Origin of the sequence: Streptomyces sp. Je 1-369 (assembly GCF_026810505.1) — a bacterium.
In the GTDB taxonomy this organism is placed as follows: domain Bacteria; phylum Actinomycetota; class Actinomycetes; order Streptomycetales; family Streptomycetaceae; genus Streptomyces.
This window is the reverse complement of sequence record NZ_CP101750.1, coordinates 6972213-6992735: the sequence shown is the minus strand read 5'-3', so window position 1 is coordinate 6992735 and position 20523 is coordinate 6972213. Positions and strand designations below refer to the sequence as shown.

13 protein-coding genes and 1 pseudogene are annotated in these 20523 nt (G+C 71.9%); 7 read left to right on the top strand and 7 right to left on the bottom strand.

The window, feature by feature from the left end:
- Positions 1-4 precede the first annotated feature (4 nt).
- The 3 genes from NOO62_RS31415 to NOO62_RS31405 all read right to left on the bottom strand — a co-directional run bounded on the left by NOO62_RS31415 (position 5) and on the right by NOO62_RS31405 (position 7091).
- Positions 5-1747, bottom strand: a complete 1743-nt coding sequence (locus NOO62_RS31415; RefSeq protein WP_268774166.1) for a pyruvate dehydrogenase — start codon at positions 1745-1747, stop codon at positions 5-7.
- A gap of 128 nt (positions 1748-1875) precedes the next feature.
- Positions 1876-3189 carry a protein phosphatase 2C domain-containing protein gene (locus NOO62_RS31410; RefSeq protein WP_268774165.1) on the bottom strand — a complete coding sequence of 438 codons (1314 nt, stop codon included), beginning with the start codon at positions 3187-3189 and terminating at the stop codon, positions 1876-1878.
- A gap of 131 nt (positions 3190-3320) precedes the next feature.
- Positions 3321-7091: a S8 family peptidase gene (locus tag NOO62_RS31405; protein ID WP_268774164.1), complete on the bottom strand. Its 3771-nt coding sequence runs from the start codon at positions 7089-7091 to the stop codon at positions 3321-3323.
- 228 nt (positions 7092-7319) lie between these two features.
- On the opposite strand from NOO62_RS31405, the gene NOO62_RS31400 reads away from it, so the two are divergent.
- Together NOO62_RS31400 and NOO62_RS31395 are read left to right on the top strand one after the other, a co-directional pair.
- Positions 7320-8372 (top strand): helix-turn-helix transcriptional regulator, encoded by a 1053-nt coding sequence (locus tag NOO62_RS31400; protein WP_268774163.1) that lies wholly within the window; start codon positions 7320-7322, stop codon positions 8370-8372.
- A gap of 41 nt (positions 8373-8413) precedes the next feature.
- Positions 8414-8896 carry a DUF456 domain-containing protein gene (locus tag NOO62_RS31395; RefSeq protein ID WP_268774162.1) on the top strand — a complete coding sequence of 161 codons (483 nt, stop codon included), beginning with the start codon at positions 8414-8416 and terminating at the stop codon, positions 8894-8896.
- Positions 8897-8913: 17 nt separating this feature from the next.
- Here NOO62_RS31395 and NOO62_RS31390 read toward each other — a convergent pair whose 3' ends face one another.
- Both NOO62_RS31390 and rsgA read right to left on the bottom strand, forming a co-directional pair.
- Complete coding sequence (locus NOO62_RS31390) at positions 8914-10329, bottom strand: DNA-3-methyladenine glycosylase 2 family protein (RefSeq protein ID WP_268775868.1); 1416 nt, start codon at positions 10327-10329, stop codon at positions 8914-8916.
- A gap of 354 nt (positions 10330-10683) precedes the next feature.
- Positions 10684-11781, bottom strand: a complete 1098-nt coding sequence (gene rsgA, locus NOO62_RS31385; protein WP_268775867.1) for a ribosome small subunit-dependent GTPase A — start codon at positions 11779-11781, stop codon at positions 10684-10686.
- Positions 11782-12488: 707 nt separating this feature from the next.
- Between rsgA and NOO62_RS31380 the strand changes: the two genes are divergently transcribed.
- From NOO62_RS31380 to NOO62_RS31370, 3 genes are all read left to right on the top strand, one after another.
- Positions 12489-13976, top strand: a complete 1488-nt coding sequence (locus tag NOO62_RS31380; RefSeq protein WP_268774161.1) for a hypothetical protein — start codon at positions 12489-12491, stop codon at positions 13974-13976.
- 64 nt (positions 13977-14040) lie between these two features.
- Positions 14041-14964 (top strand): hypothetical protein, encoded by a 924-nt coding sequence (locus NOO62_RS31375; protein WP_268774160.1) that lies wholly within the window; start codon positions 14041-14043, stop codon positions 14962-14964.
- A 16-nt stretch (positions 14965-14980) separates the two neighbouring features.
- Positions 14981-15526: a hypothetical protein gene (locus NOO62_RS31370; protein WP_268774159.1), complete on the top strand. Its 546-nt coding sequence runs from the start codon at positions 14981-14983 to the stop codon at positions 15524-15526.
- Here the strand turns inward: NOO62_RS31370 and NOO62_RS31365 are convergent.
- Positions 15502-16066: pseudogene (locus tag NOO62_RS31365) on the bottom strand (GNAT family N-acetyltransferase). The gene NOO62_RS31370 and the pseudogene NOO62_RS31365 sit on opposite strands and share 25 nt — an antisense overlap.
- Positions 16067-16404: 338 nt before the next feature.
- Between NOO62_RS31365 and NOO62_RS31360 the strand changes: the two are divergent.
- Both NOO62_RS31360 and NOO62_RS31355 read left to right on the top strand, forming a co-directional pair.
- Entirely contained in the window at positions 16405-17622 is a 1218-nt protein-coding gene (locus tag NOO62_RS31360; protein ID WP_268774158.1) for a cytochrome P450, read from the top strand.
- Positions 17623-17648: 26 nt separating this feature from the next.
- Positions 17649-17843: a ferredoxin gene (locus NOO62_RS31355; protein ID WP_268774156.1), complete on the top strand. Its 195-nt coding sequence runs from the start codon at positions 17649-17651 to the stop codon at positions 17841-17843.
- Positions 17844-17876: 33 nt separating this feature from the next.
- Here NOO62_RS31355 and NOO62_RS31350 read toward each other — a convergent pair whose 3' ends face one another.
- Complete coding sequence (locus NOO62_RS31350) at positions 17877-20429, bottom strand: polysaccharide lyase family 8 super-sandwich domain-containing protein (protein WP_268774155.1); 2553 nt, start codon at positions 20427-20429, stop codon at positions 17877-17879.
- Positions 20430-20523 lie beyond the last annotated feature (94 nt).

Genomic DNA, 20523 nt, shown 5'->3' with positions numbered 1-20523 from the left:
GCGGTCACGGCCTCGGCACGTTCCGCAGATTGGAGCGGGCCATCTGCAGCATGCGGCCCACGCCGCCGTCCAGGACGATCTTGCTGGCGGAGAGGGCGAAGCCGGTCACCATGTCCGAGCTGATCTTGGGCGGGATGGAGAGGGCGTTCGGGTCGGTCACGATGTCGACCAGGGCGGGGCCCTTGTGCGCGAAGGCGTCCTTGAGGGCGCCGGCGAGCTGCTTGGGCTTCTCCACCCGTACGCCGTAGGCACCCGCGGCGCGGGCGACGGCGGCGAAGTCCGGGTTGTGGTTGGCCGTGCCGTAGTTCGGCAGTCCGGCCACCAGCATCTCCAGCTCCACCATGCCCAGCGAGGAGTTGTTGAACAGCACGACCTTCACGGGCAGGTCGTGCTGGACGAGGGTGAGGAAATCACCCATCAGCATCGAGAAACCGCCGTCGCCCGACATGGACACGACCTGCCGCTTCCGGTCGACGAACTGGGCGCCGATCGCCTGCGGCAGGGCGTTCGCCATCGAGCCGTGGCTGAAGGAGCCGATGATGCGGCGCCTGCCGTTCGGGGTGAGATAGCGGGCCGCCCACACGTTGCACATGCCGGTGTCGACGGTGAACACCGCGTCGTCGGCGGCGAGGTCGTCGAGGACCGATGCGACGTACTCGGGATGGATCGGGACGTGCTTCTCGACCTTGCGCGTGTACGCCTTCACCACGCCTTCCAACGCGTCGGCGTGCTTCTTGAGCATCTTGTCGAGGAACTTGCGGTTCGACTTCGGCGAGATGCGCGGGGTCAGACAGCGCAGCGTCTCGCGCACGTCGCCCCAGACGGCGAGATCCAGCTTCGAGCGGCGCCCGAGGCGCTCGGGACGGACATCGACCTGGACGATCTTGACATCGTCCGGCAGGAAGGCGTTGTACGGGAAGTCCGTGCCGAGCAGGATCAGCAGGTCGCACTCGTGCGTGGCCTCGTAGGCGGCGCCGTAGCCCAGCAGGCCGCTCATGCCCACGTCGTACGGGTTGTCGTACTGGATCCACTCCTTGCCGCGCAGGGCGTGGCCCACGGGGGACTTCACCTTCTCGGCGAACTCCATCACCTCGGCGTGCGCGCCCGCGGTGCCGCTGCCGCAGAACAGGGTGATCTTGTCGGCTTCGTCGATCATCGCGGCGAGCTGCTCGATCTCGGTGTCACCGGGCCGCACGGTGGGACGCGACGTGACCAGCGCGGTCTCGGCGCCCTGCTCCGGCGCGGGCTCGGCCGCGATGTCCCCGGGCAGGGACACCACACTCACACCACCTTGCCCGACGGCGTTCTGGATGGCGGTCTGCAGCAGCCGCGGCATCTGCTTCGGCGTCGAGATCAGCTCGCTGTAGTGACTGCATTCGCGGAACAGCTGGTCCGGATGGGTCTCCTGGAAGTACCCGAGCCCGATCTCGCTCGACGGGATCTGCGCGGCGAGCGCGAGGACCGGCGCCATGGAGCGGTGCGCGTCGTACAGGCCGTTGATCAGGTGGAGGTTGCCGGGGCCGCAGGAGCCCGCGCAGGCGGCGAGGTTCCCGGTGATCTGGGCCTCGGCACCGGCCGCGAAGGCGGCGGTCTCCTCGTGCCGCACCTGGACCCAGTCGATGTCCTTGGTGCGTCGGATGGCGTCCACGACCGGGTTGAGGCTGTCGCCGACGACTCCGTACAGGCGCTTGACGCCCGCCCGGACGAGGATGTCGACGAACTGCTCGGCGACGTTCTGCTTGGCCATGCTGTACGCACCTTCCGACGCTGGTGAACCGTGCTTCACCCGTGTGACCCGTGGACCGGGACTTCACTCGTACGACGCGCGACCATTCCTCTGATCGCCTCTGGTCCATGAATTCACAGGTGCGGCGGTCATGCCTCCCAGACCGCGGCGGCCGTGCGGTCGTCGGCGTACCCCTTGACCCTGACCTGGATGTCGGCCAGGAACGCGGCGAGCCCCGGTGGGCCGCCCTTCTCCCATCTGCGGGTGAGGTGTTCGGCGAGCTCGGGTTCGCCGCGCAGCGGCTCGGCGAGGCCTTCGCTGCACAGGACGAGCGTGTCACCCGGGCGGGCGATGGAGGCGCGGAAACGGAAGGGGTCGCGGGGCGGCTCGGGGGCGGGTTCGTACGGGCTGGGGGGCGTGGTGATCCCCAGGGCCATGGTGAGCCGATCGCTCTCCTGCGTCGCGTCCGGCGGGGGCGAGGGCGGGGGCGGCGATCCGAAGCCGACGACGGCCTCGCCGGTGGCGTCGGCGACCCTCGGTTCGATGTCCTGCCACGCGCCGTCGCGCAGCCGGAAGAGACCGCCCGCGCCGACGCCGAAGAACACGCGCGTACGGCATTGGGGGTCGGCGGGCAGGAGGAGGCACCGCAGGGACGCGGCGTACTCGTCGGGCTCCAGCCCCAGGTCGACGGCGTGCGCGCGGAGCTTGCCGAGGCTACGGTCCGTGAGGCGGTGCAGCCCCGACTTCAGGTCACCGCGCCGGGCGGCTCGAATGTCCTCCGCGAGCCGCGAATGACTGCGCCCGACGGCCCGCCCGATCCAGTCGCACGCCTCGGCGGCGGCACGGTGCGCGCCGGGGGTGGCGCGGGCGCCGGTGGCCATGGCGACAAGGACGAGAGCGTCCTCCCCGCTGCCGAAGCGAGCGGTGAGCAGCGCGTCGCGGCGCGGCTCGCCCCGGTACCGGGCGGAGTCCCCGCGCACGGAGGCGGCACGCACCGTACTGACCCCGTACCGGGCACCCTCCAGCACGGTGTCGGCGACGAGGTCCCCGAGGTCGTCGGGATCCGCGACGGGCAGCACGGTGGGCTCCGCCTCATAGGTGGGCGGCCCGTCCCCGACGTAAGGGGGCCCGTCCCCCACGCCGTAGCCCCTGCGCGGGGCCTCCCCGCCCGGGAACGTCACGGGCCCATGGGGGGTGGTGGGCGGGGCCCAGGGAGCGGGGGCGGTGAAGGTGGGAGGGGTACGGGGGGCACGGGGCCCCGCAGCCCCGGGGTCGGCCCCGGAGAGGTCCGCGGGAGCACGCGGGGGCGGCAGAGGGTTCTGGAGTGCGTTCGATGCCGAGGCGTATCTGTCGTCCAGGGTGTCCGGCGCGGGAGCGGGGCCCGTGTCCGGCGCGGCGTCGTCGTACAGCTGTCCCCACCAGTCGTCGTCGCGACCGCTGGGCCTGTCCCCCTGCTGGCTCATGCCCCTAATTTTCCACCGCGGAGGCCGTACGAAAACGGTGCTTCCGGAAATTCCGGCCATCTCGGCGACAACAAGGGACCGCCGGGCGGGCCCACCCCCCACAGGAGGACCGCCCGGCGGAACCGGTGTGACTAGCGCACGTCGTAGGCGCGAGCCACGGTTTGTGAGACGGAGTTGCCATGGGCGTCCGTCAGTTGCGTACTGAGCCGGACCGGCTTGCCGGAAGCGCCCGCGTGGTTCACGGTCGCGCTCCACTTTCCGCCGTGTCGGGCGGTCGTCGCCGCCGTCCACGTCCGGCCCTCGTCGTACGAGTACGACAGCCGCGCTGTGGTGAGCGCGCCGGGCTCGTAGCCCGCGTGCCCCGTCACGCCGAGTTCAATCCGCTGTCCGTCCTTCGCGGGGAGAGTTTTGAGTCCGTCCTCGGCGATCCCGTACCGCGGGAAGAGCATCGGGATGCCCTGCGAGGCCGCGTTCTCGTCGAGGTGCGAGCGGAACGACCAGGTCGTCTCCGTCGACGTCGACCGGTGCCACACCCGCGAGCCCATCTTCATGGTGGTGAGGGTGAGTTCGTACGCGGAGTCCTCCGCCGGGACGGTGAACACCCCGGACGGCCAGCCGGACTCCCCCACGACCTCGCCGTCCCGCTTGAGCCGTACGGACCCGATGTCACCGAAGCTGCCCTGGATCCCGCCGTGCTCCGCGTCGGCCCAGAAGCCCGGGGCCACACCGATCAGATTTCCCTGACGCTCACCGGCGAGTGCGGGCCTGCCCGCGGCGTCGCGGGGCGCGCCGGGCGTGAGGACACCGTCGTACCAGGTCTCCCTGCGCCGCTCCCCCTTCTCGTACGTGCGCACCGGGTCGATCATGAACTCGCCGTACGGGAAGCTGCTGGACACCTGGTGGCCCCAGCCGGTCGTGCCCGCCGAGTAGTACTCGGTGCGCTTGCCGGGGGCGGGGACCGACGCGAGGTTGCCGAAGTAGATCTCCAGGCCGGTGGGGCGGACCGCGGAGGGCAGGTCCACGTAGTCCGTGGCCTGGCCCATCGCACGGTACGTCGCCTCGTTCGCGGCGAGATCCTTGTCCCGTACGCGGTAGGTGCGGTCGTCGCGGATCTGCCCGGTCTCGGGGAACGCGAGGTTGTAGATGTACGGGCTGCTCGCCGTGGCCTTCCACGTCAACTCGGCGGTGCCCGCGCCCAGTCGGGACAGTACGTACGCCGCCTCGGCCGGCTCGATGCCGAGCACCGGCAGCGGGGAGCCGGTGAACCCGGCGGACGGGTACCAGCGGCCGGGTGCCGCGCGGTGGGCGAGGACGGCGACCGCGCCGGCCTTCTTCGCCTCGGCGGCCACGGTCACCACGTCACCGCTGTCGGGCGCCTCGACCAGCGCGATCCTGCCCTTGACTCCCGCGGCTTCGAGCTCCTGCGCGGTGCCGGACTTCGCGTCGACGACTGAGGCCCTGCCCGTGCCGTCGAGGTTGGCGGAGCCGAGGGAGGCGGTCAGGGGGTGCAGCTTCCTGCCGCCCACGACGGCGAGTTCGGAGATCTGGGGTGCCGCGGTGCGCCAGTAGCTGCCGGACTCGAAGGTGCCGTCGGCCGGCTTGCCCTCGACGGACTGGTAGTAGGAGCGGATGGTGCGCGGTCCCGCGGCGGTGCCCGCGTGCAGCCAGTTGTCCTTGCCCCAGGTGCGGGCGAACGCGAGGGTGGCGCCGCGCACTTCGGACGCCTTGTCCGTCCGGACGGTGAGGCGGTGCGCCTTGCGGGCGTCGAGCGTGATCGTGGTGTCCTTCTTCACCTCGACCTGGGGGCGGGCGAGATGGGTGAGGGAGTCGGTGAGTCCTGCGTTGCCGTCGGCGGCGTCCCGGGTGTCGATGAACCCCGTCAGGAAGTAGGCACCGGGGCGGACTTGGTACGTCTGGTCGTTCGCGCCCTCGTTGAAGCGCCGCTCACCGGAGGCGGTGTCGGTGCCGATGAGGTCCACGGACGACGTGCCGGCGGCGGGCTTGCCGTGGCGGTCGATCAGCTTCACGCGGAGGCTGACGGTCTCCGGCTGGACGTGGAGGGAGAAGGGCGTGGAGACGCGGATGCCGCCGTTCGCGGTGGCGAGGACGCGTCCCGTGACGTCGCCGTACTGGGCGCGCTTCAGGTCCGCGTCGGGGGTGATCTTCAACGGCACCTGCGCGGTGGCCCCGGCCGGGACGGTCACGGAGCGCTTGCCGAGCCGGGCGACGCCGGAGCGGACGGAGGAGCCGTCGTTGCCGGTGACCCGGGCCACCGACAGCGTCAACTCGACTGCTTTGTCCGTGGTGTTGGTGTAGGGCACGTCGACCGTGGTGCGGTCGGAGGAGTCCTGCGGCCAGCCGAAGCTGCCGCCCTGCACGGCGGGCGAGCCGAGCACCTTCTGGTCGATGGCGGCCTTGGCGTCGAGCCGTCCACCGCCGGTCTCGCGCGCGTCACCGGGCACCCGGCTGTCGGCGGACGCCACGAGGGCCGCCTTGACCTCCTGGGCGCTCCAGTCGGGGTGGCGCTGCTTGACCAGGGCGGCGGCGCCCGCGACGTGCGGGGTCGCCATCGACGTACCGCTCATGGACTGGTACGCGTGGACGCCCCTGCCGCCCGCGGCCGCCGCGGAGATGCCGACGCCCGGCGCGGCGATCTCCGGCTTGAGGGTGTGCGAGCCGTACGCGGGCCCGCGGCTGGAGAAGGGCGCGGTGGTGTCGTCGCGGTCGACGGCGCCGACAGTCAGGACGCCGGGCACGCAGCCGGGCGAGGAGACGGAGTTGAGGGACGGCCCGGTGTTGCCCGCGGCGATGACGAAGAGGGTGTCCTTCGCGGACCCCGCGAGCTCCTCGGTCGCCGTGCTCATCGGGTCGGTGCAGTCGGTCCGCGCCGGGTTGCCGAGGCTCATCGAGACGACGTCGGCCTTCTGGTCGACGGCCCACTGCATGCCCTCGATGATCCAGGACGTGGCGCCGGACCCGCTGTCGTTGAGGACCTTGCCGTGCAGCAGCTCGGTGCCGGGCGCGACGCCCTTCTTCTTGCCGCCGCTCGCCGCGCCGGAGCCGCCGACGGTGGAGGTGGTGTGGGTGCCGTGGCCCTGCCGGTCCTCGTTGTCCGGGGAGTCGGTGAAGTTCTTCGTCGCGCCGATGCGGCCCTTGAGGTCAGGGTGCTCGGCGTCGGCGCCGGTGTCGAGGACGGCGACCTTGGTGCCCTTGCCGTCGTATCCGGCGGCCCAGGCCTCGGGGGCGTGCACCTGCTTGGTGGACCGTTCCAGAGTGGCTTCGACCTTGGCGTCGAGCCACAGCTTCTTCAGATCGCCCGCGGCACGGGACTTGGAGTTGGTGATCTCCGCCCAGAAGGCACCGGCCTTCTTCTTGTCGGCCTTCAGGGCGACGCCGTCGACGGGTTCGAGGACGGCGCCGCGCTCGGCGCCGCGCGGGGTGGCGGGCACCGTGCGGGCGACGTCGACGGACTTGTCGTACACGGCGATGAGCGGCAGCTTCTTGGAGTGCGCGTCGTCGTAGCCCTGACGGACGAGCCCGGTGACGTTGAAGAGCTCCTCGTCGACGAGGCCGTCGGCGATGGCGTGGACGGCGCCTTCGGGATAGACGTACAGGTCCTTGCCGGACTGCCGGGTCTGGATCAGCGGCGCCGTGCCGTCCTCACCGTCCTTGCCGGGCAGCGCGGTCGCCCCCGCTCTCCCCTTGCCGTCGGACGTCACCAGGATCCGGTCGCCGGTGACGAGGGTGACGACGGAGCCGCCGTCGCGCTGGGGGGCGCTGCCCACCAGTGGCCTCTTGTCCGCCGTGTCCGCGCGTGGCTCGGCCACGGACGGGACGGCCGCGGTGACGGCGAGGGCGACGGCGGACGCCGCCCCCAAGGCCGTACGCGATATCGGGCGCATCGCTCTCCCCAAGGTTGGTGGGCATACAGGCGGACATGCGGGCGGACGTGCAGGACCAAGACCGAAGCGGCCCAAAGGCCGCAAACACGGCTGCTGTTGGTGCTGCGGTGGCGTCACCTTGTCATCGGGGCGGGCGGTGCGGGGATGATGTCCTCGGGCGGGTTTACGCCGTGGCTGTTTCCCGCCACGACGCCGCCGGTACGGAGCACTGGGGAGGGACGTCGCCGCATGCTGGCTGCGATAGGTCTGGACGAGACGCACGAGTCGGCGTACCGCGCGCTGGTGTCGGTGGGCGCCGCCGACGTGGCGGACCTCGCGCGCAGGCTCACTCTCGGCGAGCCGGAGACCGAGCGGACGCTGCGCCGCCTGGAGCGGCACGGTCTCGCCGCGCAGGCGTCCGGCAGGGCGGGCCGCTGGGTGGCCGCGCCGCCCGGCGTGGCGCTCGGCGCGCTCCTCACCCAGCAGCGGCACGAACTGGAGAAGGCCGAGCTCGCGGCGACGCTGCTCGCCGAGGAGTACCGCGCGCAGGCCACCGAGACCACCGTCCACGACCTGGTCGAGGTGGTGACTGGCGCGGCAGCCGTCTCCCAGCGCTTCCTCCAGCTCCAGCTCGGCGCGAGCGACGAGGTGTGCGCCCTGGTCACCGGCAGCCCCGTCGCCATCACCGGCACGGAGAACAGCGCCGAGGAGCAGGCGACGGGCCGGGGGGTGCGCTACCGCGTCGTGGTCGAGCGCGCGGTCCTCGACCTCCCCACGGGCCTCGTGGAACTGTCGACGGCGATCGGCCGCGACGAGCAGGTGCGGGTGGTGGACCGCGTCCCCACCAAGCTGGTGATCGCCGACGGCACGCTCGCGATGGTGCCGCTGACCTCGCGCACGGCGGAGCCCGCCGCGCTCGTCGTGCACGCCAGCGGCCTGCTGGAGTCGCTGACGGGCCTCTTCGAGGCGGTGTGGCGGGAGGCGCTGCCGCTGCGCATCGGCGAGGACAGCGGCACGCTCACCGAGGACGCGCCGGAGGCTCCCGACGGCACGGACCTGGAGATCCTCTCCCTCCTCCTCGCCGGCCTGACGGACGCGAGCGTCGCGAAACAGCTGGACCTGGGCCTGCGCACCGTCCAGCGCCGGGTAAAGCGTCTGATGGAGCTCACGGGCGTGACGACGCGACTCCAGCTGGGCTGGCACGCGTACGAACGGAACTGGGTGGCACGCCATGCGCGGCCCCGCGCCACCGCACGGCAGGACAGCCCGCACCACCCGGCGGGCAGCCCGCACCAGGACTAACCTGACCTGCGGTTTCACCCGATCTGCGGCACTCTGGGCAGATGGGAGCGTGGGAACTCCTGCTGGTCGGCGTGGTCATGCTGCTCGGCCTGTGCGGAGTCTTGGTGCCCGGCGTGCCGGGGGCGTGGCTGGTGTGGGCCGCGGTCCTCTGGTGGACGCTGCAGGACCCGAACGGCCTCGCCTGGGGCATCCTCGTCGGCGCGACGGTCGTACTTCTCGCGGCACAGGCCGTGCGCTGGCAGCTGCCGCCGCGACGGCTGCGGGCGAGCGGAGCGACGCGCCGGATGGCGGTCTTCGCCGGGGCGGGCGCGCTGCTCGGCTTCTGCGTCCTGCCGGTGATCGGGGCGATCCCGGGCTTCGTCGCCGGCATCTACACCGGGGAACGCCTGCGACTCGGCGGCCACGGCGAGGCGGTGACGGCGACACGGACGGCCATGCGGATGGGCGGAAGCAGCGTGCTGACGGAACTGTTCGCTTGCCTGCTGGTTCTGGGGGCGTGGGTGGGAGCGCTGATGTGGGGGTGAGGCGGTGGTAGGGGCCATCAGGCGCCGGTGAGGGCGAGGTCGAGGTGGTGCTGGGCGTAGGACCGCCAGGGGCGCCACGCGTCGAGGACCGGCTCCGGCCCGCCGGGCAGCGCCACGTCCGGGTCGCCGAGCGCCCGCATCCGGATGACCGCGGCCGTCCGCGCGTCGACCCCGGGCAGGGCCGTCAGCGCCACCTCCGCGTCGTCCCGGTCCGCGCCCGCGTCCAGGCGCAGGGTGCCGTCGGCGAGCGCCGTGGCCAGCGCGCCGAGTGTGCCCGGTGCGGCGGCGAGCGCGGCCGGGGCGGGAAAGGTGTGGGTGAGCCCGCCGCACGCGGCGTCGAGCACGGCGCCGTACTCCCGCACGAGGCGTCCCGCCCCCTCCCGCCCCACCAGTGCACGCACCGCGAACTCCTCGGGGTCGGCGGTGCCGGGCGACCGCAGCCCGGGCCTGGCGGCGACGAGCGGGGCGAGCCGGGGGTCGGCGCCGAGCCGCTCGTCCACGGCGTACGGGTCGGCGTCCAGGTCGAAGAGGCGGCGCAGGCGCTGCACGGCGGTGGTGAGGTCGCGCAGGTCCGTGAGGTGCAGCCGGGCATCGAGCCACCCGCCGCGGTGCACGGCCTCACTGGCGGACCCCGTGCCGGTGCCGTGGCCGCTCGTGGCGCCGTGGTGGGTCTCCTCGACGGCGACGATGCCCGTGCCGTGGGGCAGCCGGAGCGTACGCCGATAGGTACGGGCACCTCGTTCGCCGATGACCTCCTCGATGCCGGTGACGGTCTCCTCGGCGAGCAGGTCGAAGACGGTGTCGGCGTGATAGGGCCCGCGGTGGGCGAGGCGGAGCGGGATGCCTGCGGCGGGGGTGGCCCGGGCGGCGCCCGTACGGGGGGCCGCGGCGCGCAGGGCGGTCGGCGTCAGCGCGTATACGGTCCTGATCGTGTCGTTGAACTGCCGCACGCTGGCGAACCCTGCGGCGAAGGCGATCTCGGTGACGGGCAGGTCCGTGGTCTGCAGCAGCACGCGGGCGGTGTGCGCGCGCTGCGCCCGCGCGAGGGCGACGGGGCCTGCGCCCAGCTCGGCGGTGAGCTGCCGCTGCACCTGCCGGGCGCTGTACCCCAGCCGCACGGCGAGCCCCGGTACGCCTTCCCGGTCGACGACCCCGTCACCGATCATGCGCATGGCCCGCCCTACGACGTCCGCACGCACGTTCCAGTCGGCGGACCCGGGAACAGCATCCGGCCTGCACCGCCGACAGGCACGGAAGCCGGAGGTCTGGGCGGCGGCAGCGGTGGTGTAGAAGCGGACGTTCTGACGCTTAGGGGTGACGGCGGGGCAGCTGGGCCGACAGTAGATGCCGGTGGTCCGAACGGCGAAGAAGAACGCACCGTCAAACCGAGCATCCCGGCTCCGCACGGCCTCATACCTGGTCTCTTCATCGATCACACCTCCATTGTGGGCCGGAGGGGAGGGTGGCGACTGGCGGGATTCGGACGTGGAGGTGGGGGTGGGGGTGGGGGTGGGGGGTGTACGGATCCCCGGAGGCGGGGGGCGGCCGGGGGCGAGGGGCGCAGCCCCAGAGGCGCGGGGGGGGCGAGGGGCGGAGCCCCAGGGGCGCGGGGAACTGCGCGCTCAGCCACGAATAACCCGCAGCCGCCCGCGAACCCAGAGGCGCATCCCCAGAGGCGCAGGGGGCGAGGGGCGGAGCCCCAGGGGCGCGGGGAACTGCGCGCTCAGCCACGAACAACCCGCAGCGACCCCCAAACCCCAGCCCCCACACACACCCACCGCCCAAGCTCAGCGCAAGCGCCCCCGCTTGACGTCGAGCGCCGCACGGCCCTCCGCCCCCCGCAACCGCCACTGCCGCCGCATCTCCGCGCGGGCCCGCGCGTCCGTCTTGGCGACGATGCGCTGGTTCTCGCGGATCAGCTTGCGGTAGCTGTCGAGGCGGCGCTGGGGAAGGCCACCGGAGTCGACCGCGTCGAGCACGGCGCACCCCGGCTCCGCATCGTGGGCGCAGTCGTGGAACCGGCACCGCGTCGCCAGTTCCTCGATCTCGGAGAACACCTGCCCGACGCCGCTCTCGGCGTCCCACAGCCCCACGCCACGCAGTCCGGGCGTGTCGATGAGGACCCCGCCGCCGGGCAGCGGAATGAGGTTGCGCGTGGTCGTCGTGTGCCGCCCCTTGCCGTCGACGTCACGGATCGCCTGGACCTCCATGACGTCGGCCCCGGCCAACGCGTTGGCGAGCGTCGACTTGCCCGCGCCGGACTGCCCGAGCAGCACCGACGTACCGCCGGAGACGACCGCGGCGAGGACGTCGACGCCGTCTCCGGACGTGGCGCTGACGGCGAGCACCTGCACGCCGGGCGCGGCGGTCTCCACGTCCTCGACGAGGTGCCCGAGCGTCGCGGCGTCCGGCACGAGGTCGGCCTTGCTGAGCACGACGACGGGCTGCCCGCCGGACTCCCAGCCGAGCGCGAGGAACCGCTCGATCCGCGCGAGGTCGAGCTCCGCGGCGAGTGACACCGCGATGATCGAGTGGTCGACGTTGGCCGCGAGGATCTGCCCCTCGGACCGCTTGGACGAGGTGGACCGCACGAAGGAGGTGCGCCGCGGCAGATACGTCTGTACGTAGCGGGGGTCGGCGCCGTCCGCGTCCACGGCGACCCAGTCGCCGGTGCACACGACCTTCAGCGGGTCGCGCGGGGTGACGAACTCGGTGTCGGCGCGCACGCTGCCGTCGGCGGTGATGACGTCGCACTGCCCGCGGTCCACCCGGACGACGCGCCCGGGTACGAGACCTTGCGCCGCGTAGGGCGCGAACTCGGCTTCCCAGCCCGCGTCCCAGCCGTACGGGGCAAGGGGATGCGACGAGGTACCCGAGGAGAACAGAGAAGAGAAAGACGACGAAGAAGAGGGAGAAGACGTCGAGGAAGACGAGGAAGACAAGGGAAACCCTTCACAGGGGAGGCCCCGGCACCCGCACCCGCGCACGCCGGTCGGCGCGCGGCACAGCGAGATCTCGGATCAGCCGGTGACCACGGAGGTGGACTTGATGAACTTCCGGATGCGGGCAGCGCCCATCTCAACGACAGCCATCGGTCAACACCTCCAGATCTCGATCCTGCTCAGCGACCCGTTCGGCGATCCTGCTCAGCCGAACCTGACGGCCGAACGACCGCCTGGGAACACCCAGAGCCTAGCCACACCCTCACCGAACCACCACCAATTAATTCCCCCGCCCCCGCACGCCCCCGCTCCCGCACCCCGCACCCCATATCGAGCCAAGATCACCCACCGGCACAGACCCACCCCACCGAACCCACCAACCCGAACCGGCGCACCCGCGCCCGGCCCGAACCCGCCCGAACCCGCCCGCACCACACGGCCCGCCGCCGAGGCCCCCCACACCGACAGCCCGCTCCCCCGTACGACGCCCATTCGTCCGGCAATGAGCTGTCGCCGCGAAAACGCCGTCGCTACGCTCCCTGCCACGTTCCCGGCCGGGGGCTCAGCGGGGGCACAATGGGGGAAAGATGGCCATACCCGAGACGCCCGTGGGGGCATTGGGTAAGCAGGACCGAGCCGCTACGCGGCGCATGTGCGCAGGCGTGTACCTGGACGCCCCGTACCGCACCGCCGTCATCCAGCAGGTCTACAACGCGCGCAAACGCCGCGTCGCACCCTCCTACGGCTACGACCTCGTCCCCGTCCTCGCGCACGCCTGGCGCGCCTGGTGGCTTGCCGCGATCGCGGACGCGCTGATCCTCGCGGTCCTCTGCGCGGCGTACGTCGCCCGGCCCGCCGCCGCGTTCTTCGCCACGGCGGTGCTCGTCGACCTCACGCTCCTCGTCTCGTTCGCCGCGCGCTCCTCCGGACGGGCCGGTGTCCCGCCGTCAACAGGTGAGAAACACACACTCGTTGCCGCGGCGCTTGCCACCGTCGTGGCCCTCGCTGTCCTGGTCGCGAACGACGGGTCGCGGGGTTTCGCGGCGGCCGCCGTGATCGCCGTGACCCCCTGTCTCATCCTCGCGACGGCGTCGGTCCTGCGCCAGCTCGCCCTGAACGGGTTGCGGGCGGGGCTGGAGGCGGACCGGCCCCTGCGGACGAACCGGCGGCTCTCCGTCATCGACGGTCAGCAGCGGCATCCGATAGTCGTCTACACCGCGAAGGAGCCGTTCATCGGCAGCGGTCGGCGTCTGGGGACCTGGTCCTTCGCCCAGCGGCTCGTCGAGACGAAGGGGATCGGCGGCGAGAAGGACGTGGAGTTCACGAAGAAGCCGTTCCCCACCTGGGATCTCGTGGAGGAACTGCGCCGGGCCATCACCGCGTTGGGCACGGAGGACGATCCCGAGACGAGACTGCCGGGGCTCATGGTGGCCGACTCCCTCTTCGTGGAGGGCCGTTACGCGATGGGCTACGCACACGAGTTGGCAGGAGCTCCGGGTGCCGACCTGGTGCGGCACATGCTCGACAGTCCCTCCGAGACCGCCCGCCACTATCTGACCTGCCGGGTCGAGTCGTGGGGCGGCGACCTGGTGACGTCCATATTCGTCCACGTATCGCTCCAAGGGCGCACCCTCTACATCGAGTTCACCACGTGCGGGCTCGCGCCGACGCGGCTGGAGTACCACGCGGTCGACGTCGTCGGCAGGACGGGGCGCATGGCGGTGGTCCGGGCCGCCTTCGTCGGCCTGCTGCACCTTCCCGTGGCCGCCCGCGCCCCCTTACGGCTGCTGGGCGACGTCTCGCTGCTCCTCGGCTCCCTGGGTGCGGCGCCCGACGCGACGGCGGCGAGCCTCAAGCGCGGCAACAACATCGGGGCCCTGATCAGCGCACGCGAGCTGGCGTCCATCGAGGCCGACGAGAGCTACTTCCAGACCTTCGACGTCGCCAAGCACTCGAAGGTCATCGAACGTCGACTGCTCGCCACGGTCGGGGAGTTCCTCAAGGAACACGGCGTCGACACCACGGAGTTCCTGCAGCGGGCCACCGCCATCCTCAACAACGGGGTCATCAACACCGGCTCCGGCAATGTCGAGTTGGGGGACACGGCGATGGGCGAGAACACGAGCGTATCCAAGTGACACCGGGGGGTTCCCGATGAGCAACAAAACGGGCAGGAGCACGGGCACGAGCACGAGTCCGAGCATGAGCAATTACGGGATCGAGAACAGCGGCAGCGGGAACGTCACCGTCAACGGCGCGGTCGCCATGGGCAAGGGCACGAGAGTGACGCAGCACGGCGTCACAGCCTCGCCCGCACCTGCGCCCACCCCCGCGACCGCCACCCCGCAGGACACCTCGCAAGCCGCACCCGCCTGGGACGTGGGCATCGTCACCGTGCTCAGCGTGGAGACCCGCGCCGTACTCGACGAGCTCTCGAAGTGGGGCTCTCACGCCGAGGCCCGCACCCGACAGGGCACCGTCTTCCACGAGTTCACCCGCGAGCACCCCGGGCCGACAGTGCGCGTAGCGGTCACCCAGTCCCTGCTCCCCGGCCAGCACTCCGCCGGCAGCACGGTCGACGAGCTGCGCAGGGAGTACGCCCCACGCCTGACCGCCCTCGTGGGCATCGCCGGTTCCATCCACCCGGACGCGCGCCTGGGCGATGTCGTCGTCGCGCAGGAGGTCATCCACTACGAGCCGCGCAAGGTGACCCAGGACGGCGTGCTGCGCAGGGGCCGCGGCCACACCGTGACGGCGGGCGTCCAGCACGCCGTCAACGGTTTCTTCACGGCCCACGGCGAGCCCTGGCCGCTGCCCCACTCCCCCGGCCACCGTGCGCTGCGCGGTCCGATCGGGTCCGGGGAGGCCGTCCTCGCGGACGTACGGGCCGACGAGCGACGCTATCTGCGCGAGTACAACGAGAAGATCCTCGCCGTGGAGACGGAGGGCGCGGGCCTCGCGACGGCCGTCCACGCGTCCCTCGGCGGTTCCGGCGCCGCGCAGGCGTGGCTCGTCGTCCGCGGGATCTCCGACGCGGCGGACTCGTACAAGGACGACAGCCATCACGAGATCGCCGCCAGGAACGCCGCGGTCGTGTTCGTCTCCCTGCTCCCCCACCTCACGTAAAGCACGGGGGGGAGGGATGACGGAAGAGCCGGAAGAAGTGACGCTGGGGCGCGTGCTGCTCGTGGAGTACGAGCAGCTGAAGGCCGAGCAGAAGAGCCGCATCACCCTCCGGGACAACCTCATCTACGCCATGCTCGCCGCCACCGCCGCGGTGATCGCCGCGACGATCCCGGCCACCGGCCGTACGGCACTGCTCCTGCTCCTGCCGCCCCTCTCCGTCCTGCTCGGCTGGACCTACCTGGTCAACGACGAGAAGATCTCCGCCATCGGGCAGTACATCCGGACCGAGCTGACCCCCGGCCTCGCCGCCGTGGTGGAGGGTGCCGGCGTGTTCGGCTGGGAGGCGGCGCACCGTCGGGACCAGCGGCGCGGCACCCGCAAAAGACTCCAGCTCGCCGTGGACCTGTTGGCCTTCTGCGTCAGCCCCGCGGCCGCCCTGACCGTCTTCTGGATCCACGGCCATCTGACGTGGCCGCTGCTCACGCTCTCCGTCGTCGAGAGCGCCGCGCTCGTCGGTCTCGGCATCCAGATAGCGCTCTACGCCGACATGGGCCGCGGCTGAACACCGCGCCACTCCGACGCCGGCACCGACCAGATCTCGGTGTCCTGCCGTACGCCCCGGTAGGGGTCGTCCTCGCGCAGGCGGCCTTCGCGGCTCATGCCGAGGCGCTTGGCGACGTTGATGCTCGGCGTGTTCTCCGGGGCCACCCGCCACTCCACGCGGTGCATGCCGCGCACCTCGATCGCCCAGTCGACGACGACGCGTACCGCACGTGTCACCAGACCCTGACCGGAGGCGTCCGGTTCCAGCCAGCAGCCCGCCTCGCACGTGCCCGACGCCGCGTCGAAGGCCCGCAGGAGAACGCCGCCGACGAGTCGTCCTTCGAGCCGGATGCCGTACAGCCGGCCGGTGTCCGCGGCGGCCTTGTCGGCGAAGACCTGGAGCCAGGCGCGCGGAGGGCAGGTCGGCGGTGATGTCGGGGAGTCCGACGTAGCGTCCGATGTAGTCGCGGCCGCGGTCCATGTGCGCGAGGAACTCCTCGGCCTGCCACGGTTCCAGCGGGCGCAGTTCGGCGCCGTCTCCCAGGGGTATCGCGAACATCCTCGTCCTCCACAGTGGCCGCGCGGTCGCTCCGGATCCTCGCACGGCGGTACGCGTACTCGGCCGGAATTCTTCCTTCAGCGGCCACCCGAGGGCACCCGCGGGGTGACCGTCGACCCGCCGCACCGCGCCGCGCACTCGTGCGGCCGCCGCCGAGCACCGCGAAGCCGCCGCCGAGCCGCCACGCATCCACAGACGCAGGCAGGTTGAGCGGAGGGTGCTGTTCCGGACAACTCCCCGACCCCGGCGATCTGGCCGGTCTTGTCGTGGACGAATTAGTTGCCTCAGCCATCCAATGGGAGTGGATCAGGGACGAACTGCGCTTGTGAGGTACTTCCATGACGGAGACAACGAACCCCACCGATTCCATCGCCTTCCCGCAGGACCGCACGTGTCCGTACCACCCGCCCACCGCGTACGCACCGCTGCGCGAGGACCCGCCCTTCTCCCGCGTCAGACTGTTCGACGGCCGCTCCGTGTGGCTGGTCACCGGGCGGGCGGCGGCGCGTGAGCTGCTCGTCGACCCGCGCCTCTCCGCCGACCGCGAGAACGAGGCCTTCCCCGTCCCCACCGAACGGTTCGCCCGGCTCCGTGACCGCCGCATCGCCCTGCTCGGCGTCGACGACCCGGAGCACAAAGCACAGCGCCGCATGCTGATCCCCAGCTTCTCCGTCAAGCGCATCGCGGCCCTGCGCCCGCAGATCCAGGCGACGGTCGACCTGCTCCTGGACGCCATGGCCGAGCAGGGGCCGCCCGCCGAGCTGGTGAGCGCCTTCGCGCTGCCCGTGCCCTCGATGGTGATCTGTGCCCTGCTGGGCGTGCCCTACGGCGACCACGAGTTCTTCGAGGAGCAGTCGAGGCGGCTGCTGCGCGGCCCCACCGCCGCGGACACGCAGGCGGCGCGGGACTCGATGGACGCCTATTTCTACGAGCTGATCGACAAGAAGCGCAAGGAGCCGGGCGACGGCCTGCTCGACGAGCTGATCGCGGAGCAGCTCGCGTCGGGCGCGGTGGACCCGGAGGAGCTCGTCAGGCTGGCCAGCATCCTGCTGATCGCCGGGCACGAGACCACCGCGAACATGATCTCGCTCGGTACGTTCACGCTCCTCCAGCACCCCGGCCGGCTGGCCGAACTGCGGGCGGGGCTGCGCGCGGACCCGCCGCTGCTGCCGGGCGCCGTCGAGGAGCTGCTGCGCTTCCTGTCCATCGCGGACGGGCTGCTGCGGGTGGCGACGGAGGAGATCGACACCCCGGCGGGCACCATCCGCGTCGACGACGGCGTCGTCTTCGCCACGTCCCTCATCAACCGCGACGGCACGGTCTTCGAAGGCCCCGAGGACCTGGACTGGCACCGCCAGGACCGTCACCACCTGGCCTTCGGCTTCGGCATCCACCAGTGCCTGGGCCAGAACCTGGCACGCGCCGAGCTGGAGATCGCGCTCGGCACCCTCTTCGAGCGCCTGCCGGGGCTGCGGCTCGCGGCGCCCCCGCAGGACATCCCGTTCAAGCCGGGCGACACGATCCAGGGGATGCTCGAACTCCCCGTCACCTGGTGAGGAGCGGAGAAGCGCGAGTGGAACACATGGCGATCCATGTCGAGAAGGACAGGTGCGTGGGCGCGGGGATGTGCGCGCTCACCGCGCCGGGCGTCTTCACCCAGGACGACGACGGCCTCAGCGAAGTGCTGCCCGGCCGTTCGGACGGCGGCGGCGACCCCCTGGTGCGGGAGGCCGCGCGGGCGTGCCCGGTGCAGGCGATCAGCGTGGAACAGAGCTGATGATCATTCGGTTGCTCCACTGCGTGAGGGGGTTCACTCGCTCGGCGTCAACGTGACCGTGAAGCTCCTGCCGTACGCGTGGTACGTGTCGACCTCGATGCGGGTGCCACCGGGCGCCCTGCTCACCCGCACCTCCGGGTCCCCGCCGGTCCTTCGCAGGGGTCGGCCGCGGAGCAGGAGCGTCACGGTGTCCCGGTCCATCGTCGGGTCGGACACCGCGACGCGGACGGCGCGGCGACGGCGGTCCCCGCGCTGGACGAGGACCGAGGCCGGGCCGTGCAGGCGCAGGCCACCGGTCTCGTGCCGCCCTTCGGTGAAGGCGTTGGCGGACGTCAGGCCGAGCCCCGCGTGCGTGACGGCTTGCAGGTGGCGGGTGTTGGCGAGGACCTTGAGCGGCCCGTGGCGGTGGGCGCGCAGGCGGGCCTCGCCGGCGTTCGGCACCAGCGCGTAGGCGAGGCGGGCGGGCCGGGCGCCCGCCGTCCCGTCGACGGTGACGCCGAGGACCGAACGGGTCACCTGAGTGTCGGGGTTGGCGGTGCGGACGACGCGGCGGCTGCGGGTGACCTCGTCCAGGGTGACGCGCACCTTCGGCGTGTCGAGGAAGACATAGCCGACGGCGGTGCCCTCCGTGGTGTTGGCGTAGCGCAGCCAGTGCAGGTCGGCGGTGCCGGGGCCGGTCCAGGGGCGGCCGTCGCGGAGCACACCGGTGAGGGAGATCCGGTCGTCGGCTGCGGCGGTGCGGGCGTCGACGGTCGTGGTGACGGCGCGCCCGGCCGCGTCGCCGACGTCGGCTGCCAGCACCACGATCTCGTCGTCGAGCAGGAACCACGACTTGGTGGCCGTCGGCGCCCGGTACACCACGAAGTCGTCGGGCAGCAGCGCACGGTCGCGGTACGCCACGTCGCCGGACTGCACCATCCCCGCCGCGCCGTACTGCCCCAGGACGGCGCCGCCCGAGAAGCGGTTGGTGCCGCGCGGGAAGTAGACGTACTTGTTCTGCGACTCGGAGGACGACGTGAAGCGGAGGGGGTGGCCGGGGTTGTCGTAGTACGGCTTGCCGTACGACTCCGGTACGGTGCGCCGCTGTTCGACCGGTGCGGTGACGCCCGCGAGGCCGTACGGCGGGACCGTCGTGAAGTAGTCGACCCCGTACGCCCGGCTCTGGTCCTGTCCCGACAGGTAGAGGTAGTACGCGCCGTCGCCCTGGAACCACGGCATGAGGTTCTCGCCGCTCATGTACTCGTACTTGCTGATGCGCTCGGAGCTCCGCGCGAGCGCGAAGGCGTAGCCCGGCCTGCGGTGCACCGTCTTGTCCATGGCGTTGAACGCGACGCTCCGCGCGGCGGGGTTGAGGTCGGCGGGTGGCACGGAGGCGTCGTCGAGGATGTCGGCGTACCGCACGACGCTGACGGGCGACACGAAGCGGGCCGGGTCGAGGGGGGCGCGCGAGGTGGCCCTGACGTGTTTGACGTAGCTCTTCAGGGCGGTGGCCACGGCGCCGGACGCGAGGGAGGAGAGGTCGACGACGGCTTCGACGACCACGGCCACGTCGGTGTAGCCGGAGTCGGGGCGCGAGACGGCGCGGCCCTTGACGATCTCCATCATCCAGCCCTCGAATATCAGCGGGGCGAAACCATTCCGCACCCACCCGTACACGGTCGGCACGAGCTCCTCGCCGTGGGCGAAGCCCGTGCCGTCGAGGATCTTGAGGGTCTGTACGACGCGGGTGAGCAGGCCCTTGCCGTACGAGCCGGTGTAGGCGACGGACGAGTGCTGGATGAAGGAGCCGTCGGCGTAATGCCCGTCCGTGACCTGGTGGTTGAGGTGGTACGGGTCGATGGTGGCGAAGACCGTGAGCTGGTCGGTGAGCGCCTTGCGGATCCGCGCCTCGCCCGCCTCGCCCAGGAGGGCGCCCTGGAGGATCCGGTTGGTGGTGATGTCGGCGAGGTTGGCGCCGGTGTGGAAGCGCGAGTCGAGGTCGACGTCGCCGCCGGTGCCGTTGCGCAGGTAGGCGTCCATGGAGGCGACGTAGGCGGGCAGCAGGTCGGGGCGGTGGGCGGGGAGGGCGTCGGCGAGCAGGACGAGGGTCTTGCTGACGTGCTGGGAGATCCCGATCTCCCAGTGGAACCAGTTGCCGTAGTACCCCTTGGACTGGTCGCCGTAGTAGCGCTCGTGCAGCCGGGCGAGGCCGTCGAGCACCCGGTGCTGCACAGGCGTACTGCCGTACAGGTCGGCGGGGAGGCCCGGGGTGCGGGTGGCGAGGGCGATCTCGTACAGCTTGCGGTAGGCGGTGTTGAGGTTGGCCTCGTCGGTGCCGAGCACGAGCCCGGCGAAGAGCTCGCCCTCCCGCGCGTCGTCCATCGCCTTCAGGTCGGCCCGCGCGGTCCTCTCCATGGCGGCGAGCTTCGCGGCGTTCTCCGGGCGTGCGTTGGCCTCGGCGGTTCCGGCGAACACCGCGACGGTATTGGCGAGGAGCCGGGCACGCCCTGCCGCGGCCGCGGCGGCGGTCGCCGGGCCCGTGGGGATCACCGCCATCAGGCCGGCGGCCGACAGGACGGACAACGCGCGTCTACGGGTGATCTCCATGGCAGCCTCCAACAGTGGCGCGTGCAGGCGTGCGTTCGGGGGCGTGCGGAGTCAAGCAGACGGTCCGACCGGCGACAAGGGTCCCCGCCCCCCG

What these genes read in the sequence shown, in the direction of transcription:
- NOO62_RS31415 (WP_268774166.1), bottom strand. Translation starts at nt 1,747, where the DNA reads ATGGCCAAGCAGAACGTCGCCGAGCAGTTCGTCGACATCCTCGTCCGG.
- NOO62_RS31410 (WP_268774165.1), bottom strand. Translation starts at nt 3,189, where the DNA reads ATGAGCCAGCAGGGGGACAGGCCCAGCGGTCGCGACGACGACTGGTGG.
- NOO62_RS31405 (WP_268774164.1), bottom strand. Translation starts at nt 7,091, where the DNA reads ATGCGCCCGATATCGCGTACGGCCTTGGGGGCGGCGTCCGCCGTCGCC.
- NOO62_RS31400 (WP_268774163.1), top strand. Translation starts at nt 7,320, where the DNA reads ATGCTGGCTGCGATAGGTCTGGACGAGACGCACGAGTCGGCGTACCGC.
- NOO62_RS31395 (WP_268774162.1), top strand. Translation starts at nt 8,414, where the DNA reads ATGGGAGCGTGGGAACTCCTGCTGGTCGGCGTGGTCATGCTGCTCGGC.
- NOO62_RS31380 (WP_268774161.1), top strand. Translation starts at nt 12,489, where the DNA reads ATGTGCGCAGGCGTGTACCTGGACGCCCCGTACCGCACCGCCGTCATC.
- NOO62_RS31375 (WP_268774160.1), top strand. Translation starts at nt 14,041, where the DNA reads ATGAGCAATTACGGGATCGAGAACAGCGGCAGCGGGAACGTCACCGTC.
- NOO62_RS31370 (WP_268774159.1), top strand. Translation starts at nt 14,981, where the DNA reads ATGACGGAAGAGCCGGAAGAAGTGACGCTGGGGCGCGTGCTGCTCGTG.
- NOO62_RS31360 (WP_268774158.1), top strand. Translation starts at nt 16,405, where the DNA reads ATGACGGAGACAACGAACCCCACCGATTCCATCGCCTTCCCGCAGGAC.
- NOO62_RS31355 (WP_268774156.1), top strand. Translation starts at nt 17,649, where the DNA reads ATGGCGATCCATGTCGAGAAGGACAGGTGCGTGGGCGCGGGGATGTGC.
- NOO62_RS31350 (WP_268774155.1), bottom strand. Translation starts at nt 20,429, where the DNA reads ATGGAGATCACCCGTAGACGCGCGTTGTCCGTCCTGTCGGCCGCCGGC.